This window comes from Shewanella loihica PV-4, from assembly GCF_000016065.1.
Classification (GTDB): domain Bacteria; phylum Pseudomonadota; class Gammaproteobacteria; order Enterobacterales; family Shewanellaceae; genus Shewanella; species Shewanella loihica.
In genome coordinates, this window is the sequence record NC_009092.1 from 3,045,579 (window position 1) to 3,070,797 (window position 25,219).

The 25,219-nt window shown below is 51.0% G+C and carries 24 protein-coding genes and 1 riboswitch; of the genes, 10 read left to right on the plus strand and 14 right to left on the minus strand.

Annotation, left to right across the window (positions count from 1 at the left end):
* Nucleotides 1-8: 8 nt before the first annotated feature.
* From SHEW_RS13365 to SHEW_RS13375, 3 genes are all read right to left on the minus strand, one after another.
* The gene (locus SHEW_RS13365; protein WP_011866379.1) at nt 9-1,574 is read right to left on the minus strand and encodes a Na+/H+ antiporter NhaC family protein; all 1,566 of its coding nucleotides are present in this window, start codon (nt 1,572-1,574) and stop codon (nt 9-11) included.
* A 78-nt stretch (nt 1,575-1,652) separates the two neighbouring features.
* A riboswitch (Lysine riboswitch) is annotated at nt 1,653-1,869 on the minus strand.
* A 148-nt stretch (nt 1,870-2,017) separates the two neighbouring features.
* Nucleotides 2,018-2,941, minus strand: coding sequence for an electron transfer flavoprotein subunit alpha/FixB family protein (locus SHEW_RS13370; RefSeq protein ID WP_011866380.1), 924 nt, complete (start codon nt 2,939-2,941; stop codon nt 2,018-2,020).
* A complete protein-coding gene (locus SHEW_RS13375; RefSeq protein WP_011866381.1) occupies nt 2,942-3,691 on the minus strand; it encodes an electron transfer flavoprotein subunit beta/FixA family protein in 750 nt (249 codons plus the stop codon).
* 312 nt (nt 3,692-4,003) lie between these two features.
* Here SHEW_RS13375 and SHEW_RS13380 point away from each other — a divergent pair, with 312 nt between their 5' ends.
* From SHEW_RS13380 to SHEW_RS13405, 6 genes are all read left to right on the plus strand, one after another.
* Nucleotides 4,004-4,396 carry an H-NS histone family protein gene (locus SHEW_RS13380; protein WP_011866382.1) on the plus strand — a complete coding sequence of 131 codons (393 nt, stop codon included), beginning with the start codon at nt 4,004-4,006 and terminating at the stop codon, nt 4,394-4,396.
* A 354-nt stretch (nt 4,397-4,750) separates the two neighbouring features.
* Nucleotides 4,751-7,891 carry an amidohydrolase family protein gene (locus tag SHEW_RS13385; RefSeq protein WP_011866383.1) on the plus strand — a complete coding sequence of 1,047 codons (3,141 nt, stop codon included), beginning with the start codon at nt 4,751-4,753 and terminating at the stop codon, nt 7,889-7,891.
* Nucleotides 7,891-9,159, plus strand: coding sequence for an amidohydrolase family protein (locus SHEW_RS13390; RefSeq protein ID WP_011866384.1), 1,269 nt, complete (start codon nt 7,891-7,893; stop codon nt 9,157-9,159). The genes SHEW_RS13385 and SHEW_RS13390 overlap by 1 nt, the downstream gene beginning before the upstream one ends.
* Before the next feature lie 110 nt (nt 9,160-9,269).
* Nucleotides 9,270-9,653, plus strand: a complete 384-nt coding sequence (rcsF, locus tag SHEW_RS13395) for an Rcs stress response system protein RcsF (protein WP_041407313.1) — start codon at nt 9,270-9,272, stop codon at nt 9,651-9,653.
* A gap of 41 nt (nt 9,654-9,694) precedes the next feature.
* Nucleotides 9,695-10,432 (plus strand): tRNA (N6-threonylcarbamoyladenosine(37)-N6)-methyltransferase TrmO, encoded by a 738-nt coding sequence (gene tsaA / locus SHEW_RS13400; protein WP_011866386.1) that lies wholly within the window; start codon nt 9,695-9,697, stop codon nt 10,430-10,432.
* Between the two features lie 2 nt (nt 10,433-10,434).
* Nucleotides 10,435-11,064 carry an acyltransferase gene (locus tag SHEW_RS13405; RefSeq protein ID WP_011866387.1) on the plus strand — a complete coding sequence of 210 codons (630 nt, stop codon included), beginning with the start codon at nt 10,435-10,437 and terminating at the stop codon, nt 11,062-11,064.
* A gap of 9 nt (nt 11,065-11,073) precedes the next feature.
* Here SHEW_RS13405 and SHEW_RS13410 read toward each other — a convergent pair whose 3' ends face one another.
* On the minus strand, nt 11,074-11,307 hold the full coding sequence (locus tag SHEW_RS13410) for a hypothetical protein (protein ID WP_041406670.1): 234 nt from the start codon (nt 11,305-11,307) through the stop codon (nt 11,074-11,076).
* 433 nt (nt 11,308-11,740) lie between these two features.
* Between SHEW_RS13410 and SHEW_RS13415 the strand changes: the two genes are divergently transcribed.
* Nucleotides 11,741-13,327 (plus strand): M28 family metallopeptidase, encoded by a 1,587-nt coding sequence (locus SHEW_RS13415; RefSeq protein ID WP_011866389.1) that lies wholly within the window; start codon nt 11,741-11,743, stop codon nt 13,325-13,327.
* Between the two features lie 214 nt (nt 13,328-13,541).
* Nucleotides 13,542-15,266, plus strand: a complete 1,725-nt coding sequence (locus SHEW_RS13420; RefSeq protein WP_011866390.1) for an AMP-binding protein — start codon at nt 13,542-13,544, stop codon at nt 15,264-15,266.
* A gap of 108 nt (nt 15,267-15,374) precedes the next feature.
* Here the strand turns inward: SHEW_RS13420 and SHEW_RS13425 are convergent, their stop codons facing one another.
* A complete protein-coding gene (locus tag SHEW_RS13425; protein ID WP_011866391.1) occupies nt 15,375-15,647 on the minus strand; it encodes a hypothetical protein in 273 nt (90 codons plus the stop codon).
* 147 nt (nt 15,648-15,794) lie between these two features.
* On the minus strand, nt 15,795-16,100 hold the full coding sequence (locus SHEW_RS13430; RefSeq protein ID WP_011866392.1) for a hypothetical protein: 306 nt from the start codon (nt 16,098-16,100) through the stop codon (nt 15,795-15,797).
* A gap of 508 nt (nt 16,101-16,608) precedes the next feature.
* On the opposite strand from SHEW_RS13430, the gene SHEW_RS13435 reads away from it, so the two are divergent.
* The gene (locus SHEW_RS13435) at nt 16,609-18,318 is read left to right on the plus strand and encodes a proline--tRNA ligase (protein WP_011866393.1); all 1,710 of its coding nucleotides are present in this window, start codon (nt 16,609-16,611) and stop codon (nt 18,316-18,318) included.
* Between the two features lie 112 nt (nt 18,319-18,430).
* Here the strand turns inward: SHEW_RS13435 and SHEW_RS13440 are convergent, their stop codons facing one another.
* Together SHEW_RS13440 and SHEW_RS13445 are read right to left on the minus strand one after the other, a co-directional pair.
* Complete coding sequence (locus SHEW_RS13440; protein ID WP_011866394.1) at nt 18,431-19,147, minus strand: hypothetical protein; 717 nt, start codon at nt 19,145-19,147, stop codon at nt 18,431-18,433.
* Between the two features lie 346 nt (nt 19,148-19,493).
* Complete coding sequence (locus SHEW_RS13445) at nt 19,494-19,922, minus strand: YybH family protein (protein ID WP_041406671.1); 429 nt, start codon at nt 19,920-19,922, stop codon at nt 19,494-19,496.
* 158 nt (nt 19,923-20,080) lie between these two features.
* On the opposite strand from SHEW_RS13445, the gene SHEW_RS13450 reads away from it, so the two are divergent.
* Nucleotides 20,081-20,416 (plus strand): winged helix-turn-helix transcriptional regulator, encoded by a 336-nt coding sequence (locus tag SHEW_RS13450; RefSeq protein ID WP_011866396.1) that lies wholly within the window; start codon nt 20,081-20,083, stop codon nt 20,414-20,416.
* A gap of 927 nt (nt 20,417-21,343) precedes the next feature.
* On the opposite strand, the gene SHEW_RS20150 is transcribed toward SHEW_RS13450, so the two are convergent.
* From SHEW_RS20150 to SHEW_RS13480, 6 genes are all read right to left on the minus strand, one after another.
* The gene (locus SHEW_RS20150; RefSeq protein ID WP_011866398.1) at nt 21,344-21,751 is read right to left on the minus strand and encodes a hypothetical protein; all 408 of its coding nucleotides are present in this window, start codon (nt 21,749-21,751) and stop codon (nt 21,344-21,346) included.
* A gap of 85 nt (nt 21,752-21,836) precedes the next feature.
* Nucleotides 21,837-22,133 carry a hypothetical protein gene (locus SHEW_RS13465; RefSeq protein WP_041406672.1) on the minus strand — a complete coding sequence of 99 codons (297 nt, stop codon included), beginning with the start codon at nt 22,131-22,133 and terminating at the stop codon, nt 21,837-21,839.
* 108 nt (nt 22,134-22,241) lie between these two features.
* Nucleotides 22,242-22,826 (minus strand): hypothetical protein, encoded by a 585-nt coding sequence (locus SHEW_RS13470; protein ID WP_041406673.1) that lies wholly within the window; start codon nt 22,824-22,826, stop codon nt 22,242-22,244.
* Nucleotides 22,789-23,088 (minus strand): hypothetical protein, encoded by a 300-nt coding sequence (locus SHEW_RS20710; RefSeq protein WP_011866399.1) that lies wholly within the window; start codon nt 23,086-23,088, stop codon nt 22,789-22,791. The genes SHEW_RS13470 and SHEW_RS20710 overlap by 38 nt, the downstream gene beginning before the upstream one ends.
* A 95-nt stretch (nt 23,089-23,183) precedes the next feature.
* Nucleotides 23,184-23,510 (minus strand): low molecular weight protein tyrosine phosphatase family protein, encoded by a 327-nt coding sequence (locus SHEW_RS13475; protein WP_011866400.1) that lies wholly within the window; start codon nt 23,508-23,510, stop codon nt 23,184-23,186.
* A gap of 135 nt (nt 23,511-23,645) precedes the next feature.
* Nucleotides 23,646-24,446 carry a restriction endonuclease gene (locus tag SHEW_RS13480; RefSeq protein ID WP_011866401.1) on the minus strand — a complete coding sequence of 267 codons (801 nt, stop codon included), beginning with the start codon at nt 24,444-24,446 and terminating at the stop codon, nt 23,646-23,648.
* Nucleotides 24,447-25,219 lie beyond the last annotated feature (773 nt).

The window sequence follows — 25,219 nt, forward strand, 5'->3', positions numbered from 1 at the left end:
TAGCTGAATTAAGCCGGGCGATTGGCCTTATGGCGCAGCACCAAAACGCTCACCACAAACAGCGCACTACAAGCCGCCAGACCGGCACCCACGGATTCGGTGAAGCCCAGCACGGTATAACCCACCAGGCTGATCCCCGCCACGATAAGGGCATAGGGCAGCTGAGTCAGCACATGGTCTATGTGGTGACAGTTGGCGCCGGTAGAAGACAAGATGGTGGTGTCCGAGATAGGCGAGCAGTGATCGCCAAACACGGCGCCCGCCAGCACAGAGGCCAGCATAGGCAACATCATGTTGGTATGGGTGCCCATGGCCATATCGGCGGCGATAGGCAGCATGATGCCGAAAGTGCCCCAGCTGGTGCCGGTAGAGAAGGCAGTCAGACCCGCCAGCACGAACAGTACGGCCGGCAGCAGCGCGAAGGGAATATTACCGGTCGCCAGGCTGGCCATATATTTACCCGTCTCCATCTGACCTATCACGCCGGCGATGGTCCAGGCGAACAGCAGAATATAGATGGCGGGCAGCATAGAGCGGGCACCGGCAATCACGCCTTTGAAGATAAGCGCCTTATCCAGCCCCTGACTGACCACCAATACCAAGGTCGCGGCCAGGCCAACCACGGCGCCGAAGAAGAGCGATGAGGCAACGTCTGTCTTCTCGAAGGCACCAATGACGCTAAAGGGCAGGTTCTCCGCCGCCAGAGCATCGGCGCCGCTACCTATCATGAAGTAGATGGTGGCAAACACCAGCACAGTGATCGGCAGGAACAGGCCTAAGATCTTGCCGGAATCGGCCTCGGGCAGGTCGCTGTTAGCTCCTGGCGGCAGGCCCTTGGCCTCGTCATACAGGTTACCCTTCTGCGCGTTGAGTTCATGCTGGCGCATGGGCCCCACATCCAGCCCCATGAAGGCGACGCATAGCAGCAGCACCAGGGCGAAGATGGCGTAGAAGTTCATCGGGATCATCTGAATAAACACGCTCAGATGACCGCTGTCGGTGAAGCCGTGGGCGGTGAGTATGCCGCCGATCAGCGCGATGATGTAGGCACCCCAGCTAGAGACGGGCGAGATCACACAGATAGGCGCGGCGGTTGAGTCCAGCAAATAAGCCAGTTTGCTGCGCGAGATATAGTATCTGTCGGTGAGGGGTCTGGCGACACTGCCCACCACCAGGCTATTGAAGTAATCATCGATAAAGACCACGCAGCCTAGGAACATGGTGAGCAGCTTAGCATCACGCTTGTTGCGAATATGCTGGCGCGCCCAATCGGCAAAGGCCTTGGCGGCGCCGCTGACGGTGATCAGGGCGGTGATCATCCCAAGCAGAATCAAGAAGCCCAGCAGATAAACGTTCCAGCTGTTTAGGGCGCCATCATCCCAAAACAGGCCCACCACCTGCTGTCCCAGGTATTGACCCATATCCAGCGGTGAAAAGTCGGCAATTAACAGTGCCCCCAGGAGGATCCCCACACCGAGTGAGAGCAGAACGCGGCGGGTAAAGATCGCCAGCAGAATCGCTACCACGGGCGGCAGCAAAGAAAGTGCCGAATCGGCATAACTCAAAGTTGTCATTGTAAAATTTTGTCTTCGTTAAAATACGAATGGAGGGCAACTGAACTGGTGGGATATAGCATGAGATATTACACCTGTCCTATCAGTAGCGCTCCATAGTGATACCCATTCTCGGTATACCTTCCACTTATCAATCCAGATAAGAAGCACTATGGCAGTGCTGCCTCTATTCGATGACAGCCCCAGCGGCAAGCCTTGATCAACTCCACCACTTCGGCACCAAATCCTTTCATATTCGCTTAACGGCATCACCCTAACGAATACTACTGATATTTAATGCACCTCTACGTCTCAGGACGCCTGCCAATGTCACTATCGGCAAACGTGAGGCACATAAAAACACAAGCGGCTTTAAGGACGCTACCTCAAAGCCGCTCCATGTGATCTATATCACACTAAATTTTAGATGAACACCAAAGTGCTCACCAAGCATTTACATTTTATTAAAGAAGTTCGAGTAGCTTAGGCACCGCCTCGAACAGATCCGCTTCCAGACCATAGTCGGCTACCTGGAAGATAGGCGCCTCTGGATCTTTGTTGATCGCCACGATCACCTTAGAATCTTTCATCCCCGCAAGGTGCTGGATGGCACCCGAGATACCCACGGCGATATAGAGATCCGGCGCGACAATCTTACCCGTCTGACCAACCTGTAGATCGTTTGGCACGTAACCGGCATCGACCGCGGCGCGCGATGCACCCAGTGCCCCGCCCAGCTTATCGGCAAGCTGCTCGAGAATCGCGAAATTCTCGGCGCTGCCCATGGCGCGGCCACCTGAAACCACTACTGAAGCGGCGCCTAGATCTGGACGCTCAGACACTGACAGAGTCTGAGTTACAAACTCAACATCGCCGCTATATTCGTTGTCTAGGGTCTGCACCGAGGCGCTACCGTCCTGGGCTACCGCATCGAAGGCGCTGGCACGAACCGTCATCACCTTGATGTTATCCAGGCTCTGAACCGTCGCCATGGCGCTACCGGCATAGATAGGACGCACGAAGGTGTCTTCGCTCACCACTTCGACCACTTCAGAAAGCTGCGCCACATCCAGAAGCGCCGCCACACGAGGCAGCACATCTTTACCTACGCTTGAAGCCGCAGCCAGAATGTGTTGATACTCGCTGGCCACTGAGACGATCAGCTGTGACAGGTTTTCGGCGATGGCATTGGCATAAACGCCGCTATCGGCAACCAGTACCTGACGTACACCGGCAAGCTGCTTGGCGCTATCGGCCGCGGCGCCACAGTTATGACCGGCTACCAGTACATCGACTTCGCTGCCGATAGCCTGGGCACAAGCCACAACCTTGGCGGTATCGAGTTTTAAAGTCGCATTATCATGTTCTGCTATTACTAGAATCGCCATTTAGATCACCTTCGCTTCATTCTTTAGCTTTTCCACCAGCTCCTCGACAGAAGCCACCATAATACCCGCTTGACGCTCGGCAGGCGGTGTCACCTTGAGCACCTTCTGGTGCTGCTTCAGGGTCACGCCCAGGCTGTCTACCGTCACGGTATCGAGCGGCTTACGTTTCGCCTTCATGATGTTAGGTAATTTGGCATAGCGAGGCTCGTTCAGACGCAGGTCTGTGGTGACAATCGCAGGCAGTGGCATCTTAAGGGTCTGCAGGCCGCCGTCGATTTCACGGGTCACCACAAGTTGTTCGCCCTCAACCTTCACCTCAGAAGCAAAGGTAGCCTGAGGCAGTCCAGCCAACGCCGCCAGCATCTGGCCAGTCTGATTGTTGTCGCCATCGATCGATTGCTTACCCAGCATGATCAGCTGAGCCTGTTCATTGGCTTGAATCGCATTAAGGATCTTTGCAATAGAAAGCGGAGCAAGCTCTTCATCGGTTTCAACATGAATACCGCGGTCGGCGCCCAGCGCCATCGCCGTGCGTAGCTGCTCTTGCGACGCTTTAGGCCCTATGGTTGCTACCACAATCTCGGTCGCAATACCTGCTTCTTTCAAACGTACCGCTTCTTCTACAGCAATCTCACAAAATGGGTTAATGGCCATCTTCAGATTTGCGGTATCGACATTTGTATTGTCAGCGTTAACCCTGACCTTCACATTAGCATCGACGACGCGTTTAACTGGCACCAATACTTTCATAAGGCTTCCTTCTTACGTCTTTATTCTGGATAACAAATAGTGCATAGCGAAACTATCACCAACTTATGCCACTTTACGTGCTGTTGACGTTAACGTCAACAGGAAGTCATCAGCATCTTTGTATCAGATCAAAAACAGCGTGTTTAAAGGGAAGTAAAGGGTCAAAAAGGGGCGAAAATAGAGAAGCTGAAATAAAATTTACATTAAAGCGTCAAATATTCATTTAATTCGTTTGATAAAACCTTTTTTAGTTTCTATTATTAGCCCTGTAATCCTATTTACTATTTTATTTTTAAGCAGGACATAATTAATATGAGCGAATTTCTAGATATATTGACGCATGGTCGTCGCTTTAAAGCTGCTGTTAAAGATTTGTCGGTAGAAGATTTAAAAGATGTAGCGGTTAAGCTTGAAAAAATCATCACCGAGAAAGAGAAGCAAGCAGAAGAAGAAAGCGCGGTTATGGCCGAGCGCAATGCAAAGATAGAAGAGATTCGCCAACAAATGGAAGCTGTTGGTTTATCAATTGACGATTTAGGTACAGTGGCTGCTAAGCCAGCTCCTAAAAAACGTGCTCCACGCCCACCAAAATATAAAATTGAAGTGAATGGCGAAACGATCACTTGGACGGGTCAGGGTCGCACACCAACCGTATTTAAGAATGAATTAGATAAGGGTCGTTCACTCGAAGACTTCCTTATCTAAGCCTAAACGCCCCACTTAGGGCGTCGCAAGCAAAAGCCAACCTCAAGGTTGGCTTTTTTATTTCTACTCTTTATTTGTGATTAAGCGCGTTTTGCCCTTTATGTCGCTCATTTGCCTTGGGCATCTCTAGAGTATTTTATCTATCCTTATTTAGGTCATTCGTTTAGGCCATTCTTCTGGGCATTATTCCTTGCTACTATTCCCGTTAAAGTTAGCCAATCAATAGCCTATCCTTTCGGATAACACCTGCCCTATGGTTTGACATAAACCGATACAGTTCCGCCCTTGGAAATTGTTCATGATATGGGATAATCTTGAGCTACTTTTGATCCCAGCCAATAATAATTAAACTCTATGCGAATCCATTTTCTCTCTGTGAGCGCGAGTCTGGCGGCCTGTCTCTTGGCGAGTCCGTCCGCGATAGCGAATTCTCAATTAACTGATAACACGCCAAAATTAACGGCGCTATCCCACGCCACCCTGATGATCGCCCCCGGCGAAACCAAGCAGGATGCCACACTGTTAATTGAAGATAATAAAATTAAAGCCATTATCCCCAACGACAAAATACCCGAGGATGCCTATGTCATCGACATGACGGGTAAGTTGATATATCCCGGCTTTATCGATCCCTACACCAATTACGGTATCGACTTTAAATATGACCAGCAGAAAGTGGCTCGCCCGGTATATGAAATTAAGCGTATCGGTGGCAACGCCGATAATGGTGCCGTGCACGCAGAGAAAGAGTGGTTTAACTATATTTATCCCGACCAGGAAGCGGCGAAGCAATGGATAGATAATGGATTTACCAGCGTACAAACCGGCATGTTGGATGGGATATTCAGAGGCCGGGCAGCGACTGTCTCGCTGGCGGCGTTAAAAGCCAATGACATTATTTATCGCGCAAAATCCAGCCACCTGCTCGCCTTCGATAAAGGCAGTTCGATTCAGGATTATCCCAACTCCTTGATGGGTAGCATCGCCCTTATTCGGCAAACTCTGGCCGATGCCAACTGGTATCAGGCCAATATCGATAAAGCGGACTCGGCCACCCAAGAGAAGAACATAGAGTTTAATATCGCGCTCGAACGCCTGAGCGATATAAGCAAGAGCCCTACGGTATTTGAAACCAAGAATTTAAATAACTTACTGCGGGCTGCTCACTTATTAAACGAGTTTAAATTGCCGGCGACTCTGGTCGGCAGTGGCCGAGAATATGCGCGAATCGATGAGGTGAAAGCCAGTGGCTTTAGCATAATTGCGCCGCTCAATTTTCCCGCGGCGCCCAATATTAAAGATGGCGATAAAGAGAGAGAGATAAGCCTGGCTCATCTGCGCCACTGGGAACGCGCGCCGAGTAATCCTCATGCACTGGAAAGAGCCGGTATTCCCTTTGCCTTTACCCAACATGGCATCAAGGCCGACGCCTTCTGGCCTAGACTCAGACAGGCGGTCAAGCAGGGACTGAGCCAAGAGACGGCATTGGCGGCGCTCACCACAGAGGCGGCAGAAATTGCCGGCATCTCGGCATTCAGCGGCAAGCTGAAACCCGGCTTCATGGCGGATCTTGTGGTCACCAACGGCGACATCTTTACCCAAGGCAAGATAGTCAGCGTCTGGCTCCAAGGCAGCGAGACCCAAAAAGTGCCCCGCGACAGACACTGGCTAAGCCAGGGCTATCAGCTGACCCTGGGCGAACTCACCCTAGATCTGGACTTAGTCGATGACGACAAGCTGAGCGGCACCCTGGCCAGCGGCGAGCAGGAGATCAAACTTAGCGATCTTAAGTATGCCAAGGAGCGTCTCACCTTCAACGCCGAGCTCGGCGAGGCGGGTTACCCTGGCATCAGCCGTTTCACCCTCTGGTTCGACGCCCAGGGTATTCACGGTCGTATGCTCGACAAGAGCAATCGCCAACACCCCATAGCTGGTGTGGTGATGGCCAAAAACGCCATTGATGGCAGTGGTGAGAGTGATAAGAGTGATGAACAGAAAGCGGCCGAGTCACCTGCGCCCGAACTCGTCTCTAAGCTGACCAAGCCCAACACCGCCTACGGCCTAACGGCGCAGCCCAAGGCTAAGCGCCTGCATATCAAAAATGCCACCCTGTGGACCTCGAGCGAGCAAGGGGTGCTGGAAGGCTATGATCTGCTTATCCGCGATGGTCGTATCGAGAAGATTGGCCAATCCCTCAAGACGCCATCTGGCTACCAAACCCTGGATGCCACGGGTAAACACCTGAGCGCAGGTATTATCGACGAGCACTCCCACATCGCCCTTAACGGCGGCACCAACGAAGATACCGACGCCGTCACCGCCGAGGTGCGTATCGGCGATGTGATCAACCCAGACGATATCGCCATCTACCGCGCTCTGGCGGGCGGGGTGACCACGGCGCAGATCCTCCACGGCAGCGCCAACCCCATAGGCGGACAGGCCCAGGTGATCCAGATGCGCTGGGGCGAGAGCGCCGAGGCGATGAAGCTCAAGCAGGCCCCCGCCAGCATCAAGTTTGCCCTGGGTGAAAACGTCAAGCAGGCCAACTGGGGCGACAACTACAACCGTCGCTTCCCCCAGAGCCGCATCGGGGTGAAGTCACTGTTTGAGGAGGCCTTCAACGAGGCGCTCGCCTACGAGAAAGCCCTGGCAGACTTCGATCGCCTACGCAGCAGTCAGCAACGCAAGCAGGTAGCGCCTAAGCCAAACTATCGCCTCGAAGCGGTAGCCGAGGTGCTACGTGGCGATCGTCAGGTACACATTCACTCCTATGTGCAGTCTGAGATCTTGATGTTCCTGCGCCTCGCCGAGGCCTACAAGTTTAAGGTCGGTACCTTCACCCATATCCTGGAGGGCTACAAGGTGGCCGAAGAGATGGCCAAGCATGGCACCTACGCCTCCACCTTCTCCGACTGGTGGGCCTACAAGTTCGAGGTCTATGATGCTATTCCGCAGAACACCTGCCTGATGCACAACAAGGGGGTACTCACCAGCATCAACTCGGACGACTATGAGATGCAGAGACGCCTCAATCAGGAGGCCGCGAAATCCATGATGTATTGCGACATGTCGCCAACTGATGCCTGGAACATGGTCACCATCAACCCGGCCAAACAGCTGGGGATCGACCAGCTGACCGGCTCGCTGGAGGAAGGCAAACAGGCCGACCTGGTGCTCTGGAGCGACTCTCCCCTCTCCGTCTATGCCAAGGTGGAGAACACCTGGGTGGGCGGTCGTCGCTACTTCGACCGCCAGCAGGATAAGCAGGCGCAACATGAGGTCGAGCTGGAGCGCGCCGCGCTGATCCAGGCGGTATTGACCCGGGATAAACCCGAGGTCCCCGGCGAGACGCCAGAAGAGAAGAGCGAGCCCCAGTGGCACTGCGATACCCACTACAATGCCTGGGGCACAGCCCTTAGCGAGCATAAAGCCATGAACCAAAACAGCGCCAAGCAATCTAGCGCCCACAACCACGCATTCATGGAGGCATTCTAATGAAAAAGACACTCTTTGCCCTTAGCCTAGGCCTCTTCTCTTGCGCAGCACTTGCCCACGACATGGTGCCCGCCAGCGCCCAGAGCCAGCCGGTACTGATCCACAACGCCCGGGTGCACACCGCCCTTAACGGCGTGCTGGATGCGACCGACGTACTGTTCGACAAGGGCAAGATAGTCGCCATAGGTCAACAGCTCTCACAAGAGGGCGCCAAGGTGATCGATGCCAGCGGACAAGATCTCTACCCAGGACTTATCGCGCTGGACACCTCTATCGGCATCGTCGAGGTGGAGATGATGCGCGCCAGCAACGACGCCTTCGAGGTAGGTGACAGCAACCCGCAGCTGCTGGCCGTCAGCGCCTTCAATCCCGACTCAGAGCTTATCCCAACCATCAGGGTCAACGGTATCACCCATGCCCAGGTGGTGCCTCAGGGCGATGCCCTGGCCGGCCAGTCCTCTCTGGTCTCCCTCGACAGCTGGACAATAGAAGATGCCCTGGTAGCTACCGCGCCCCAGTTCCATCTCTACTGGCCCGCCATTCGTTATCTCTCCAAAGATAACGAGGTCGCCGCCAAGCAGCTCAAGGCGCGGGATGAACAGATGACCCGATTAGCAGAGCAGCTCGAAGATGGCTACCGCTACTATCTGGCAGACAAGGCAGGAACTGTGCAGAAGCTGGATAACCGCTGGCAGGCGGCGCTGCCCCTGTATCAGGGCAAGGCGAGCCTGTTTATCCATGCCAATCGCAGCGAAGAGATAGAGCGCGCCATCGCCATGACCCGCCCCTATGGCTTCAAGCTGGTATTTGTCGGCGGCTATGACGCCTGGCGCCTGGCGGATCAACTGGGTGAGATCGGCGCATCTGTGATCTACAACCGCACCCTCAGCCTGCCGCTGCGCAAGGATGAGCCGGTGGAGATGAGCTTTAAGATCCCAGCCCTGCTGAAACAGGCGGGCGTGCCCTTTGCCATAGGCTTTAGCGGCGACTGGAACGCCCGCAACCTGCCCTTTGCGGCCGGTCAGGCGGCGGCCTATGGCCTGAGTAAGGAAGAGGCGCTTAAGAGCATCACCCTAGATGCGGCTAAGATCATAGGCGTGGATGATATGGGCGCCATCGCCGTGGGCTACCGCGCCAACCTGGTACTCTCCAAGGGCGACATTCTCGATCCCGCCGCGAGCAAGATAGATGCTGTGTTTATCGACGGTCGCCAAATAGATCTCAATAATCGCCAACAACAACTTTATCAAAAGTACCTAAAGCGTTAGACTTTTGCTTCTAAACGACTCAAAACTGGCCGGTTATTGGCCAGTTTTGAGCTCTCTTCCTAATACAGGCCCAAATCATGACTAATTCCGACCTGACCACTGCTCTGAAAATGGCTCCTAAGTCTGTCCTGCTGCTCTCTGCCCTGCTGCTCGGTGGCTGTGCGGGCGAATACACCTTCAACAGCAATTTAGATGGTCAGGCCATCGACGACTACTTCAAGGCCGGTGAGGTCCAGCTGTTTCAAGAGACTCAGCCCAAGGGTCCTTATAAGCTCAAGGGGATGGTCGAGGGTGAATCTTGTCAGGAGCGTGCCCAGGATGTGCCGGCATCGGTCAGCGAGGCCCGCACCATGGCCCGCCGCGCCGCCGCCGATAAAGGCGCCAACGGGCTGATCATCAAGCGCTGCGCCCTCATCGAGGAGCCGAGCAAGGCCTGTGTTAGCCAAGCCCTGTGCGTCGGTCAGGCCATATTGTTGCCCACCACAGAAAAGTAGTTTTAGCGCCCTGCGCAATAGCGTGAACATAAGTCTTTACCATGACACTCAAGCGTGAAATTGAGGCGGTGGCCATCTGCCGCACCCCCTATAAGCAGAAATTTGGTATTCCCAGACAGCCAGGGCTGGTCACAGCCGCCCGCGGCTTCGTCGAGCTGCAACCTCCCTATAACCATATCGATACCGTGCGTGGCCTGTCCCAGTACTCGCACATCTGGCTACTGTTTACCTTCCATGAAAACCTGAGCCAAGGCTGGAAGACTACGGTCAGGCCGCCGCGCCTGGGCGGCAACGAGAAGCTGGGGGTATTTGCCACCCGCTCTACCTTCCGCCCCAACGGCATAGGCCAGTCAGTGGTTAGGCTGCACGCCATCCACCAGCGTAAGGGCAAGGTGGAGCTTGAGATCTCCGCCATGGATCTGCTGGACGGCACGCCAATCTTGGATATCAAGCCTTACATCCCCTTCTCCGACGCCATCGAGGGAGCCATCGGCGGCATCGCCCACGAGGCGCCTGTGCTGATCGATGTGCGCTTTTGCGATGCGGTGCTCGGTCAGCTAGACAAGCTTTCCAAGGACAAGTACCCCAACCTCAAGGCCATTATCGAAGGGGTACTGGCGCAAGATCCCCGCCCAGCCTACAAGAAGGCCAAGGAAGATCCTAAACATTATCAGGTCGCCCTCTATGATCTGGATATCCTCTGGCATGTGGATGAGACAGGCATCTTAGTCGATGCGGTGCGCCCGGTGCAGCCCGACGCCCATAGGGAAGCAGATTAATCATGCAAACCCCATTAGCTAACCAGGTGGACTACCGTGAGCAACATAAGCAGCGCCTGGCCTACATGCCCTGGCTCTACTTCTCCTTGAAGCCCAAACATCTCGTCTGGGCCAAGCCCTGGCAGGATGAGGTGCAGCAAGCGCTGATGAGCGTTGAAACCGTGAGCATAGGTAAGGAGTGCTTTATCGCGCCCCAGGCGAAACTGTTTGCCGAACCGGGCCGGGATATCCTCATAGGTGATCGCTGCATGATCGCCGCCGACAGCTTTCTGCACGGCCCCATCGTCATGGGTAACGAGGTGGCTATCAATCATGGCTGCTCCCTGGACGGCGGGCGCGGCAAGATAGTGATTGGCGATCAGACCCGCATCGCCAACAATGTCACCATCTACGCCTTCAACCACGGCATGCACCCGGACACGCCGATATATCAGCAGAGCAGTCAGTCGAAGGGGATCGTCATAGGCAGAGATGTGTGGATCGGCGCCCAGGCGGGGATAGTCGATGGGGTGACCATAGGTGACTGCGCCGTGATCGGCATGGGCTGTATCGTCACCAAAGATGTGCCCGACTACGCCATCGTCGCCGGTAATCCAGCCCGCATCATAGGCGACAGGCGCGATAAGAAATAAACGGCCGCACTATTTAGTCGTACCATCTCCATGGATCAGCTTACCGGTACCATGGAAAATCACGTTAACGACTCCGCCGCCTAAGTCCTTATCTTCCACGCGATTATCCGGGTTATTGGGCCGCGACTCGGCGCTTTTCTTAACCCCATCGTAGAAGGCCTGATCGAGAGATTTATTACTGGCGCAGCCGCTCATGAGCCCTAGGCTGACACTTGCCATCAGCACGATTATTGTAGCCTTCATCGTCTTTTCCTTACCCCAAGTGACTTTCATCGTCATTACCTGAATCCACTAACATGAATAGCACCAAACATTGGCAAACCTACATTTACCAATAGCTTAAAGCTAAAGCAGATTTTTTTAACAAGCAAACAAACTTAACAGATCTTTGCCCCGCCATCGCTCCCCTCTTGCATCAACCTTTCTGATGCACATATGATGACTATACCAATCGTAGTAAATAACTGAACATGCTAGCTTGTTAAAACGTCCGATAACGGCGTTATTATTTTTGATTGTAGAATAACTACTTATCGAAAAATCATGCCTTGTTCTCGACCGTTTTTCCTAGGCTACTTCTGATCACTTACTTACCCTGATTGGTATTAATCGTTTGCCATTACCCATGGCGGCGAGCTCCAGATAATAAAACAAACATCACAAAAGGAAGTCGTCTGTGAATACCCCACGCCTCTTGGGCTTACTCGGCCTGTTGCTCCTACCGGCCGCCAGTGCCGCCCCCTTCGTCTTTGACCAACAAAGCTACCGTCAGGATGTGCAAACCCTCGCCAGCGATGAGTTTGAGGGCCGCGGCCCCCTCTCACAGGGTGAAACTCTTACGGTGGAATATCTTGAGAATGCCTTCAAGAAGATGGGGTTAGCACCAGGCTTTGGTGACAGCTATCGCCAGAGCGTGCCCATGGCCAAGATCACCGCCGATCAGAATATGCAGCTAAAAGTAGGCGAGCTGGTGTTTAACAACGGCAGCGACTTCACCGCCCGCACCGAGCAGATCCAGCCAAGCATCACGCTGGATAACAGCGAAATCGTCTTCGTCGGCTATGGCATCAACGCCCCCGAATACGGCTGGAACGACTACGCCGGTATCGATGTGAAAGGCAAGACGGTGATCCTCATGGTCAATGACCCAGGCTTTGCCACTCAAGACCCAGAGGTGTTTAAGGGCAACGCCATGACCTACTATGGCCGCTGGACCTATAAGTATGAAGAGGCCGCCAGACAAGGGGCCAAGGCGGTATTTATCATCCATGAAACCGCTCCCGCCGCCTATGGCTGGAACGTGGTGCAAAACAGCAACACCAATACCAAATACACCTTGGTGGACAAGGAGAAGAACCGCTCCCACATAGGCGTCATGGGCTGGGTCCAACACGAGGTGGCGCAGAAGATCTTCACCGCCGCGGGCCTGGATTACGACAAACTCAAGCTCACCGCCGCCAAGCCAGGCTTTAAGTCGCGATCGCTAGATCTCAAGGCCAATCTAGAGGTGAAAAACGATATCGAACTGGCCACCTCCTATAACGTTGCAGGTCTCTTGCCGGGCAAGACGCGCCCGGATGAGTGGCTGGTGATGCACGCCCACTGGGATCATCTGGGTAAAACGGTCCATGAAGATCAGACCCGCATCTACAACGGCGCGGTAGACAACGCCTCGGGCGTGGCCGGTGTACTGCAGCTGGCGCGGCACTTTAAAGACCTAAGCGCTACTCAGCCACCTGCACGCTCCATGCTATTCAGCGCCTTCACCGCCGAGGAAACCGGCCTCATCGGTGCCCAGTATTTCGCCGAAAATTCACCAGTCCCCACCAAGCAGCTGGTCGCCTTCCTCAACATAGACGGCATGAATGTCGGCAAGGGAGTGGATTACATACTGCGTTATGGTGAAGGGGTCTCAGAGCTGGAAAACTACCTGGACAAGGCCGCCAAGGCCCAAGGGCGTTGGGTCAAGGCCGATCCGCGGCCGCAAAATGGCCTGATGTTCCGCTCGGATCATTTCGCCCTGGCCAAACAGGGGGTGCCCGGTCTGATGTTTATGAGTCTGGGAGATACCGACCCTGATTATATCGCCCACAAGTATCATCAGGGTGCCGACGATTACGACCCAAGTTGGACCCTCGGTGGCGTCGAGCAAGATTTGGCGCTCATCAGCGATATCCTAGAGAAGCTGGCCAACAATAACGACTGGCCAAAGTGGCTCGAGGCGTCAGATTTTAAGACCCGCCGCGCCCAGGACGGCCGCTAGCCATAGCCGTGATACTTACCGACAAAAGGAGGCCGCGGCCTCCTTTTTCATATTGTTTTTATTGAATAAAACTCTAGTTTCACCTTTCTATCTATGCCCCGCTGCCAACTTAGTTCTTTAGTCTATAAACGCCATTCTTTGCTTGTGAGAAACCTCACACTTTGAGTAGTGTGTCTTCAGACCGCTATCGACACACCCTATGCACGGAGGCTCTATGTCTGCTGTAACGACATTTGCAACTGAGAACCAATTTCCCCTACAACTGAGCCAATTTGACGGCGACACCAGCACGCCACTGATCGAACAAACCATAGGCGACTACTTGGATCAGATGGCCGCCAGCCACCCCGACCAACTCGCCATCGTCATGCATCATCAAGGGATCCGCTGGAGCTATCAGGAATATCAGTCCCATATCGACGAACTGGCCGCCGGCCTGCTGGCCATCGGCATCAAGCCCGGCGATCGCGTCGGTATCTGGTCACCCAACAATATCGAATGGTGTCTGACCCAGTTTGCCACCGCCAAGATAGGCGCCATCATGGTGTGCATCAACCCGGCCTACCGCCCAGAGGAGCTACAATATGCCCTCAACAACGTGGGCTGCCGCGCCATCATCTGCGCCGAGAAATTTAAGTCCAGCCACTACCTCTCCATGCTCTACGAGCTGGCCCCGGAGCTGAAGCAATGCCTGCCGGGACAGCTTGAGTCGGCCAACCTGCCGAGCCTGGAGTTTGTGATCCGCATGGGCGATGAAGCCTCGCCCGGCATGCTCAACTTCAACCATCTCAAGCGTCCGCTCACCGAGAGCGATCGCAAGGCGCTCAAAGATACAGCCGCCCAGCTTTCCCCCTTCGACGCCATCAATATCCAGTTTACCTCGGGTACTACCGGCAGCCCCAAGGGCGCGACCCTGAGCCATCACAACATCTTGAACAACGGCCTATTGGTCGCCAAGGCGATGCGCTTAGGGCTAGAAGACAGACTCTGTATTCCCGTGCCCCTGTATCACTGTTTCGGCATGGTGCTGGGTAACCTCTCCTGCATCTCTGTGGGCGCATCGGCCATCTACCCGAGCGACTCCTTCGATCCCTTGACTACTCTTGAGGTGGTTGAGGCCGAGCGCTGCACCGCGCTGCATGGGGTACCGACCATGTTTATCGCCCAGCTGGAGCATCCGGAATTTAAGCGCTTCGATCTCAGCTCGCTGCGCACCGGCGTGATGGCGGGGGCTACCTGCCCCGAAGAAGTGATGCGCAGAGTGCAAGATCTCATGTATATGAAAGAGGTGCTGATCGGCTATGGCCAGACGGAATGTAGCCCCATCAACAACATGACGGAAATAGGCTCGTCACTGGAGAAACGCGTCACCACGGTCGGCCGCGCCCTGGCTCACACTCAGGTGAAGATAGTCGATGAATTCGGCGAGGTGCTCCCCGTTGGCCAACCCGGTGAGGTGTGCAGCCGCGGCTACTGCGTGATGCAGTTCTACTGGAACGACGCCGAGAAGACGGCCGCCACCATAGACAGCGAAGGCTGGCTCCACTCAGGCGATCTGGGTGAGATGGACAGCGAAGGCTATGTGAAAATCGTCGGCCGCATCAAGGATATGATCATCCGCGGCGGCGAGAACATCTACCCGAGAGAGATCGAAGAGAAGCTCTACACCCACCCAGACGTGCAGGATGCCGCCATCTTCGGCGTGAAGAGCGAGAAATATGGTGAAGAGGTGTGCGCCTGGATCAAGGTGCAACCGGGCGCCAGCGTCACCGAGGAGGAGATACGTCACTTCCTCACCGAGAAATTTGCCTACTTTAAGGTCCCGAGATACATCAAATTCGTCGAGCAGTATCCCATGACGGTGACCGGTAAGATCCAGAAGTTCAAGATGCGCGAGATGATGTATCAGGAGCTGTATGAGGCGATCAACTGCAACTAGCGATCCCAGCTAGCCCTTCGCCAGCCTATTCCCTAAACAGGCTGGCATTTTTTTGCCTGGCATCAGGTGCCTAGCATCAATTTAAAAGGCTGATTTTAGAGGCTGATATCAGAGACTCAGCAGCTGGGCGCCCACCTTCTCTACCCGCTTCTCGTTGCGGCTGATCACATAGCCCTGGTCGATATAGTCATCGATACAGGCTTGATACTTGCTGTCTGACAGGCTGTCGCCAAAGCCAAGCCCGGTCCAATTCACCTCGCACTGCACCGTCTCCCCCTTGTCGTTGCTCAGGGTCGCTTTCTGATAGGTGGTCTCTAGCTTAGGTACCACAAACAAGGCCCCCAGGGTCAGTCCGATGACGATAATAAATTTTGCTTTCATGGCTATCCTTAAATAACTGCGCTTAAAACAACGGCCTAAATAACTGTCCTTAAATAACTGCCCTAAAATAACGGCCTAAAATAACTGGCCTTAATGACATAAGACCAGAGCATGCATATCCCGGCGCCCATTGGCCGAGAGCTAGGCTCACTCTACCTGTATCCTGACATCACGGGCACCGGCGCTCAGGCAAAGCTCCATCAGGCAGCGCTCCTCGATCTCAGACAGGCCGCCCTCACACATGGCCATAGGCTGGATGACGAGTCTTGGCCGCTTAAACAGTCCAATGCAACCCAGCTCATTAAGCCCTTGCTTGAGGCACTGCTCGGCAGGGGAAAAATTGCCCACCAGCAAACGTCGGGTAGTAAAAGGCGTACTCGGCGACAGGGCCGTTTGCCGCTCGCCATGACTCACCACGATACGGTCGGGATAGATCTGTGCGATCACTTCCATGTAACTGTTTACCTTTAAGCTGACAGTAGCTTATTACGAAAAACCCAATACTTTACGCGATTTATCCCTGTTGATCACTAGGGGTTGTTTATGTTTCAGGTTAAATTCTGTTTAATCTCAGCGCGATTTGCTCACGAGCCGAGCAATCAAATGGCCAGTGAAGCAAGCGATGAGCTGGCTAATGTTGTGAATAGTGCGATAGCCAACAGGATGCAATGAGTGAGGTCAATTGCGCACAACAATCCTAATCTCGTTTACCTGCCCCTTGAGACAGCTTTTATCGGCCCTTTCTTCGGGCTTATCACTCGTTTGTGCAGAACAATCGCACCACGCTAGCCCTACCCGGTATAAATCGTCAACACATTGCCACAAAGGCAAACAGCAGAGGTCTGAAGCCGCCTGCTTACCGACACAAATCTCCCGCGGCTACTGGCCAACAAACTAGGTGACATCAAACGTCAGGGTGCTAAAATGTCGACCTATTTCATCACACAACTGGATATTGGGAATGCGAGTTAGCAAGTACCTGCTTTCAACACAAAAAGAGACCCCAGCAAACGCTGAGGTGGTCAGTCATCAATTAATGCTGCGCGCCGGCATGATACGTCGTAACGCTTCTGGCCTATACAGCTGGTTGCCGTCAGGCTTACGTGTGCTGCGCAAAGTCGAAGCGATCGTTCGCGAAGAGATGAACAATGCAGGTGCTGTAGAGATCTTGATGCCCATGGTGCAACCGGCGGATCTTTGGGTTGAAACCGGCCGTTGGGACAAATTTGGCCCTGAGCTGCTGCGTTTCCAAGACAGACACAACCGCGACTTCGTACTGGGCCCAACCCACGAAGAGGTGATCACCGACATCATTCGTAAAGAGGTTAGCTCTTACAAGCAGCTACCGCTGAACCTGTATCAGATCCAGACCAAGTTCCGTGACGAGGTGCGTCCCCGTTTCGGCGTGATGCGTTCACGCGAGTTCCTGATGAAAGATGCCTACTCTTTCCATCTTGATCAGGAAACCATGGATGATACCTATCAGGCCATGTACACCGCTTACAGCAACATCTTAGGCCGTATGGGTCTGGCCTTCCGTCCGGTATTGGCCGACACAGGTTCTATCGGTGGCAGCATGTCACACGAATTCCACGTGCTGGCCAACAGCGGTGAAGACCTGATCGCCTACTCGACCGAGAGCGACTACGCCGCCAACATCGAGAAGGCCGAGGCGCCAATGCCTACCGAGCCTCGTGGCGCCGCCACCATGGAAATGAGCGTTATCGACACGCCAAACGCCAAGACCATCGAAGAGTTGGTTGAGCAGCACGGTATCGCCATCGAGAAGACCATCAAGACCATTATCGTTAAGGGCGCCAGCGAAGAGGCACCTCTGGTAGCCGTTATCGTTCGTGGCGACCATGAGCTGAACGAAGTCAAAGTCGAGAAGCTCGATGCCGTACTGGCACCGTTTGAGATGGCCGGTGAAGCCGAGATCCGCGACGCACTGGGTGCTGGCCCAGGCTCACTCGGCCCAGTTGGCATGACCATCCCTGTGTATGTGGATCACAGCGTCAACGTCATGAGCGACTTTGCCGCCGGTGCCAACCAAGACGGTAAGCACTATGTGGGCATCAACTGGGAACGCGACCTGCCACAGGCAGAGGTTGCCGACCTGCGTAACGTTATCGAAGGTGAACCTAGCCCATGTGGCAAGGGCACCATCGGCCTGCTACGCGGCATCGAAGTGGGTCACATCTTCCAGCTGGGCACCAACTACTCGAAAGCCATGGGCGCCAGCGTACTGGACGAGAACGGCAAGGCACAGACACTGCTGATGGGTTGTTACGGTGTTGGCGTGAGCCGTATCGTGGCCGCTGCCATCGAGCAGAACCACGACGATCGTGGCATCATCTGGCCAGCTGCCATCGCACCGTTCAAGGTCGGTATCCTGCCGATGAACATGCACAAGTCACATCGCATCAAAGATATGGCCGAGAAGCTCTACAGCGATCTTAGTGATGCCGGCATCGAAGTGCTATTCGACGACCGTAAAGAGCGTCCAGGCGTGATGTTTGCCGACATGGAGCTGATTGGTCTGCCGCACGTCATCGTGATTGGCGAGCGCAACATAGACAACGGCGTATTCGAATACAAGAACCGTCGTACCGGCGAGAAGCAAGAGATCCCATTCGAGGAGATCGTCGACTTCATCAAGTCTGCTAAGTAAGACACATAGCCGCTTTCAAAATAAGCTGCTTACAAGAAAACGCCCGGCAACTGCCGGGCGTTTTTATTATCTACTAAAAAAATAACCAATATTCTAGATATTAACGACTGACCTAGGGCACATCTTCTCGCACCTTAAAGGTGCCAGGGGCCAAAGCATTGATAAGAGATTTAAACAGCCCGCTCCAAAAGATAAGCAAGCCAAACCAGAAGTAGATTAGATAACTGGTTTGAAACTGACGTACCTTAGGCTTCATATATTTATAGGGAAGCAGAGTCTTATTCGCGGCTTTCAGCTGAAGTATCAGTCCAGCTTCATGCCAGATGGCGATCTTCTCTCCCACTTTAAGGCTTTGCGCTAGGCGATGGCACTTGCTCGCGCCGATATTGACGGCATAGAAGTTATCTTGAAAAGAGGTAATTTCCAGGTCGTAAAAAGTCCCCCCCGTCTCCTCATCGATAACCTCGCTACTACGGCACTGGATAGCATCGATAGTGGTCGAGTATTCATGCACGTCTGCCAAATCGGCCACATGATATTTAGGCAATACATAGGCGAAAAAGACGAGGTTAATCATGAAAAATAAAAAGATAAACAAGTATCTAGAGCCCTTGGGGCCATCCGATGCGAACTCAATAAAAACATCGTCCTCATCATCATAAAGCCAATCTGGCGGCCTTTGCCTGCTAGTGGCAACCTCGCCAGCGGCCCTTCTGCGCTTTATCTCATCTGTGAGTTGTTGATACCTATCTGGGTACTGCGCTTTATCTATGTTGTCGTTAACATCAAGCAGCTCATCCAAGGTACACTTCGAATAATCGACTGACACACTATCTCCCTTTACCAATTCCCTTTTCTATTTCCCCTTCCCATTGCCATGTTCTTTTGGCTTTTTCAGCAGCCTTTATCGAGCTTTTAACACCAAGCTCAATAAACTGATTCACTCGTAAAGGCCGGGCTCCCCGACTCACAATGAAGTGACGAACTCATGAAGATCAGACAAGTAATCCCCTTGCAATTAGCAACTAATCCCCCCCAAAACCTAGATGACATGAAACTAATTATTAATCAATATTTTGATGTATTTGAGGCTTACACCAAGCTAAGCCCCAATTGAACATCATCAATGTATCAGAGGTTACCCTAACGATTAAGAGTGAACAGACTGAAAAGGTTTAATATCCATTTGGATTATCTATAACGTACACCCAGCCGTTATTTTGATATTGCATGACTTCAAGCGCTGTCCCCTTTAAATCTGTACCCGAGATTTTCCATTGAGATCTTACTAACGCGATATCGCCATTAATATGAACCGACTTTGACAATGTCTGCATCTCACCTTTGACCCCTAGATATTTTTCCAACTCACTGACAATGGCTTTTCTGCCAATGGCGGCCCGCCCCTTATCATCGAGAATGAATTTCGCGTCGGCAGCGAAAAGCGTCGATAACCCTTGCAGATCTTTGTGCTTAAAGTACTGTGCAAACAACCCATGAAGTTCACTGGGCGTCTGTGGCTTGGGGTACTCAACTGGTGACTCCGCGGCAACACTAAAAGCTAAAAAGACCAAAGCGGTCACTATTATCTTGGCGATTCTCATCTACATCTCCTGAAATACAGTTAAACAATGCAGCAAAGATACCCAACATAGTTACCTTTAACCATTAGCTTCCAAAAAGTAACTAGTTACCTTATGGTAAGTAGAAGCCATGGTTAAAAGTAGAAAACTGCCAGCCCCAAGACGCTAAGGAAGCCTCAATGGTTCACACCACCGCCCCCGAAAATTACTGTAATGTCGATAAATATCTGTCTTTAATATCAACCAAATGGACAGCCCACATCATCTATCTCCTCAGTCAACACCCAGTGATGAGATTTGGTCAGATCCAGAAGCAACTAGCCCTCGTCTCCAGCAAGGTACTGAGTTCGCGTTTAAAGCTACTGGAGGCTGAAAAGTTTATCTGGCGAGAGCAGCAAGCGACCATCCCGGTAACGGTTAACTATGGACTGACACCTAAAGGACAAGAGCTGGCCGATATCGTCCTCAAGATTGTCGAAAAAACAGAATCATGGAGCCTGGATGGCCACAAGTGAGATTCTAGATAACCAATTTATGAGACACTTGCGTTGGCGACAACGCTGATATCGCCCGATTCCCCTCCCCCCATAGTCCGAGAGCAAAGCGATTTAGTTGCATTTCTAGCATCTAGCCAGTTTGAGGATTGGCAAGTAAGCCGTAACCATGGCTTTATGATGTATCAATTGCCTGCCGCAGGTGCAGTGCATGGATGCACCAATGTCGAGATCACTTGGATGTGATTAAACGACCTTTATGTGCAAACACCTAGTTATCCATCTCTTCGATTGAGCGACTTCTGTATCCGCGACGATCAAACACCAAATCATTTTTGGACATTTTCGAGTTAAAGCCTTAACGCTAACCTGTCAGTTTCGGATAAAAATTCTATGGGATAACACCCGCCTAATGGGCAGAATAAGCTTGACTAAAATTACGAGAAATCAGCGTCAGCCAAGCTTTAGACGTCCATTCATTAATGCGTTTGTTATGTGTTACCTGGTGATGAACAACTCTTCAACGATCAAATGCCAGCCTTGTTTCTTCATACACTGCACTAGTAAAACGCTTCGGAGAGCATGAGTGGGTAACTTTGAGCTTGATGATTTCAACTGATTCAAACACAAGTTCAGAGCCTTGGTTTGTTCAGCCTTTTGCTTATCAGTCAGGCTATAAGTATCTTTACTGCCAATTGGAGCCCACGACTTATAGTACCCAAAATGTGGTTCTATCAATTCGAGTCCAGTTAACTCTTGGCTGGTTTGCTCATATGTTCCTGTGGTTCTACAGCCGACCAACAGCATAATTAGACAAACTGTGGCTAAAATTCTACTCATTACTTTCCCGTATACATAATACCGCGTGAATATGTGAACCGTTTTCTAGATATCGATTTACGCAGCAAAGGGCATGACAATCTTGGAGAATCTAACTTTAGCGGATTGCTAAGTAGCATTATCATTCTGCTCTGCAAGTTTCCGGATCTCTGGCAATTGGTACTGTAGTATGCCAAAAATGACAATCAGCGGAATTATTGCAAGCCATAATACCCCATCAATAAACCACAATGTGGTGAATAGGATTTGAATAAACACATATAAGATCAACTTGAGCCAAGGTGGAAATATAAGCATTTGTCCAATTGCTAGAAATGGTAAAGCAAAGAGTAAGGTCGAAAATACGACAAGTGCTGGATGAAACCCAAGAACTTCAGCACCGACAGTCTCTTGGAAAAAGTCATAGCCAAAAACTACAAATATGGGAAATAGCGACAAAACTACATAGAGCACACTCTGCCTTTCCTTAGCTATCAACTTCGAGTGTTCATCATTTTTCTGCTGAAGAGTCTTCATACCATCCTTGCCATTTAACGCCGGTCAGTAGCATCCGAGTGAAACGAGGTCCAGCGAACAACGGGAACGTTGCTCGCTGACTTGGTTATAGCTTGCCATTTATATTGCGAGTTTTTATTTCTTGAAGACAAGCGATGCACATTACTTTAGGGGCAGCGAAGGCAGCAGCAACTTCATTCCAATCACCTTGACTCATGAGCATATCGTCACAGGACTTGCACCACACATTCTCGACTTCTGAACGGTCAGGTTCATTTTCATCATCTGCATCAAAATACTCTATCGGAAGATGGTCAGCAGATTGGTTCACGAGATGTTGGCATACAAGCGCATAATCCATCAATCCATGCTTACAACAGTCAATTTTTTCGGAGTTATCCATATACCCTCATGAGCTATAACGCTCCACTATGGAGCGAGTAATAGTTGGCTAAAATGTGTAGCGAAGCGAAGCCAAGCCAACTGTTACGAGTCCCGCTTCAGTGGTTTGTTAAGTAGCCGACTTCCATTTAGCTACAATGCTTTCGTATTTTTCGTCGACCAGTTCGTCATCGTCTGGGCAAGAAAATAAAACAACTTGAAGAGCATTATAGGATTTTGGAAATTCAGAAAGCTTATCCATTATTTCCAGTGCTTCAGAGTCGGTTAGCTTGTTTTTGTGAATGTACGAAAGTGAAGCTGGTTCAACGATGTCCTGGACAGGGCTGGCAAATGATTGCTTCCAATAATTATACATTTCCAAGTGCTTTGCTTGCCTCAACTTCTCTGATGCTGGCAAACGACATATTTCATGAAGTACAAGAAAGGGAGCATCTTCACCTAATTCAATTGATAGCTCGATGATTCGTTTCCATTCACTTTCATCATGGTAAGGAAATTTGCAATCGATACTGTAATAGAATTCTTCGTAGGTCATTTTATCGCCGATGTATCCTTGGTTATTTAACGCCCGCATAATGGGCGGATTAAACTTGGCTAAACTGTGTAGCGAAGCGAAACTGATCCAAGCTTTAGCAGTCCCGTACTTAATTGGCTTGTTAGGTGTTTTTATCCACAAGCATACCATTTTTAACATCAGTTGGGATATTAACCCACGTTGTTTGATTATTTGTTGCTAGATTAATATTACAGTTTTTGGCGACTTTGAGTATGTGATGAAACCAATCTGAATGACTCCACTCTCTTGGTGGTGGAGAAGTAAATGCTTTTAGGTTGCTATCCCACTTCACTTCAGCGGCTTCTCGATAAATATATTGATAACTAGAGTTACCGCCACTAGCTAAAACTAATATCAATTGACCGTTTTCAAGTACTTCCACACGCTCGATTAGTTCCATGATCAATAAATACCTAACGCCCGGCTAAACGGTGCGAACGCAGTGAGCGTCCGGCGGAGTGAAACGGAGCGTATTTAAGCCGCTTGTTACATGTTTTAGCTAAGGCGAACATGCCTTGCCACCCTAGACTCTAACAGCCGAATTAACTCTGGCTGCATACGGTCGTAATTGTCGGGGATATCTAAGCAGATCAACTTTTTCCCTTTGAGAAAATCTTTAAACTTTTTAGATACCTTATTTCTATGACTCTTTTCCATTACAAGGATGACATCAGCCCATTCGACAAGATCACCACTGACCACTGTTTCTGCATCCGAGTTTGTGCCTGCTCCAATAGCGTTAATTCCGGGGTACTTGGAGAATACTTCTTCTCCCGTAGGACTTCTCAACCTATTTTCACTGCAAACGAATAGTAGATTCATCAGATTCCTGGTGACATGTAACGCCCAATTAAGGTGTGAAGCACGCGACCACAGAACTTAATTTAACCACCGTAAACACTAAACTTAACCCAAACCAAAAATGCCAAGCGTGCTGAATCACTCTTAAATTGTTTGTTAGCCGTTTCCTTCAGCCATGTACATACCTTTTGCCATAACCTTAGAAGGAGTTACATCATCACTCGTATATAGAATACAGTTTGGGTTGTACTCTCCGTTTTGGTGCATTTCCCATTCAGCTGCAAGCAACTTACTTTCAAAATGATTAAAATTGAGATTGAACCAGTTTTGTAGTTGCTGAAAGTTGTCAGCCTGCATTTCCCCTTGATGCTCTTCATGCATCGTGTCTAGAATAATTGGATAATTCCGATCAGTTGCAGCCATTAGTGCTTTTCTCGCAACACCCAATAACATTTGTCCCGTAAATTTGAGCTGAAAGTCCATTAGGTGATGTCGAAGCCCATATTTAATTCGAATTTCTTTCGAGTGAGACCAATATCTATTTTCCAGTAAGTCCAAGCGAGCTTCATAGGTTTTAAGTATTTCAGATTCGATAAAACCTTTAGTTTCTTCTTTGAGCTCGTCAAGTGTTAAGAGCTTAACGTTGGTATTCTTCGAAGCCTCAATTGCTCCAGATTGAAATCCACTGCTAGAAACAATAAATGCTTTGTCTACCCCTAGATCTTCTGAAATGCTGCGAAGAGCTAATACGTGACCTTTGTTTACCTTACGTTTCCAGAGCTTTGCTTCAACAATCCATTTTAGGTCGATGCCCAAAAATTTAGTTTTTACAAATACATCAACATCATGGTTTGTCCTGACACCAGTTAAGCTGACATTTGTTTCAGCTTCTGCTCCAATAGCATTGAAGTGCTCGCATATTTCCTCTTGAAAGATAAACCAATCTTCTTGACGCATTAATCACCTTCAATACTCATATTTTTTGTCGAAACGGCTAACATTTTATTAGTGCGCATGCGCGTTTACCTCGTTGGACCAGTTAAAACGCGCATAGTTAACTATCTGTATACAATGAACTTATCAGCATTTTGCTAAATATACCATCTGGAAAAACGCGCATGCGCGTTTTCCAAACCTATTATCCACTTAACGAATAGTTTAAGTGATTAATTTTAATGGTATTTGATTAAGTAGGAGTGAGAAAATGCGCACGAATACAGGATGAAAATCGTTCAAAATCCTTATGATTTAAATATGACTGTGTACTTATCCAGTTTTTAATGGGGAGTAGTGAATTACACCACACAGCGTAACGATAGAAATCTCTAGACCAAAGAGTCCGTTCGTTGCAAATCCACCGACACCGTTTAACTCATTTTGAGGCAAAATCAGTTAGCTTTCACACCTTAATCACACCCACACAGCTAAATCGAAGAAACGTTGAATACACAGTGTAAGCACGCTTTTGGCCCTCGGCGGCATGGACGCCGCCGTGGAGCGTATAGGGACATATTTACAGTGTGCCAAAAGCGTACTTGCACAGCCCTCGCCGGGCAGGCGTTAGGTAGCCATGAAGGTACGACTTTCAAACACCTAATCAATTCTAATACCACCAAACGCGATCACCTTGAATCACGACATTCGTACTTCCATGTACAGCACTCGCCGGGCAGGCGCTAGGTTGCCATGAAGGTACGACCTTCAGAAATCCTCCCAGCACCCAAGCTGCC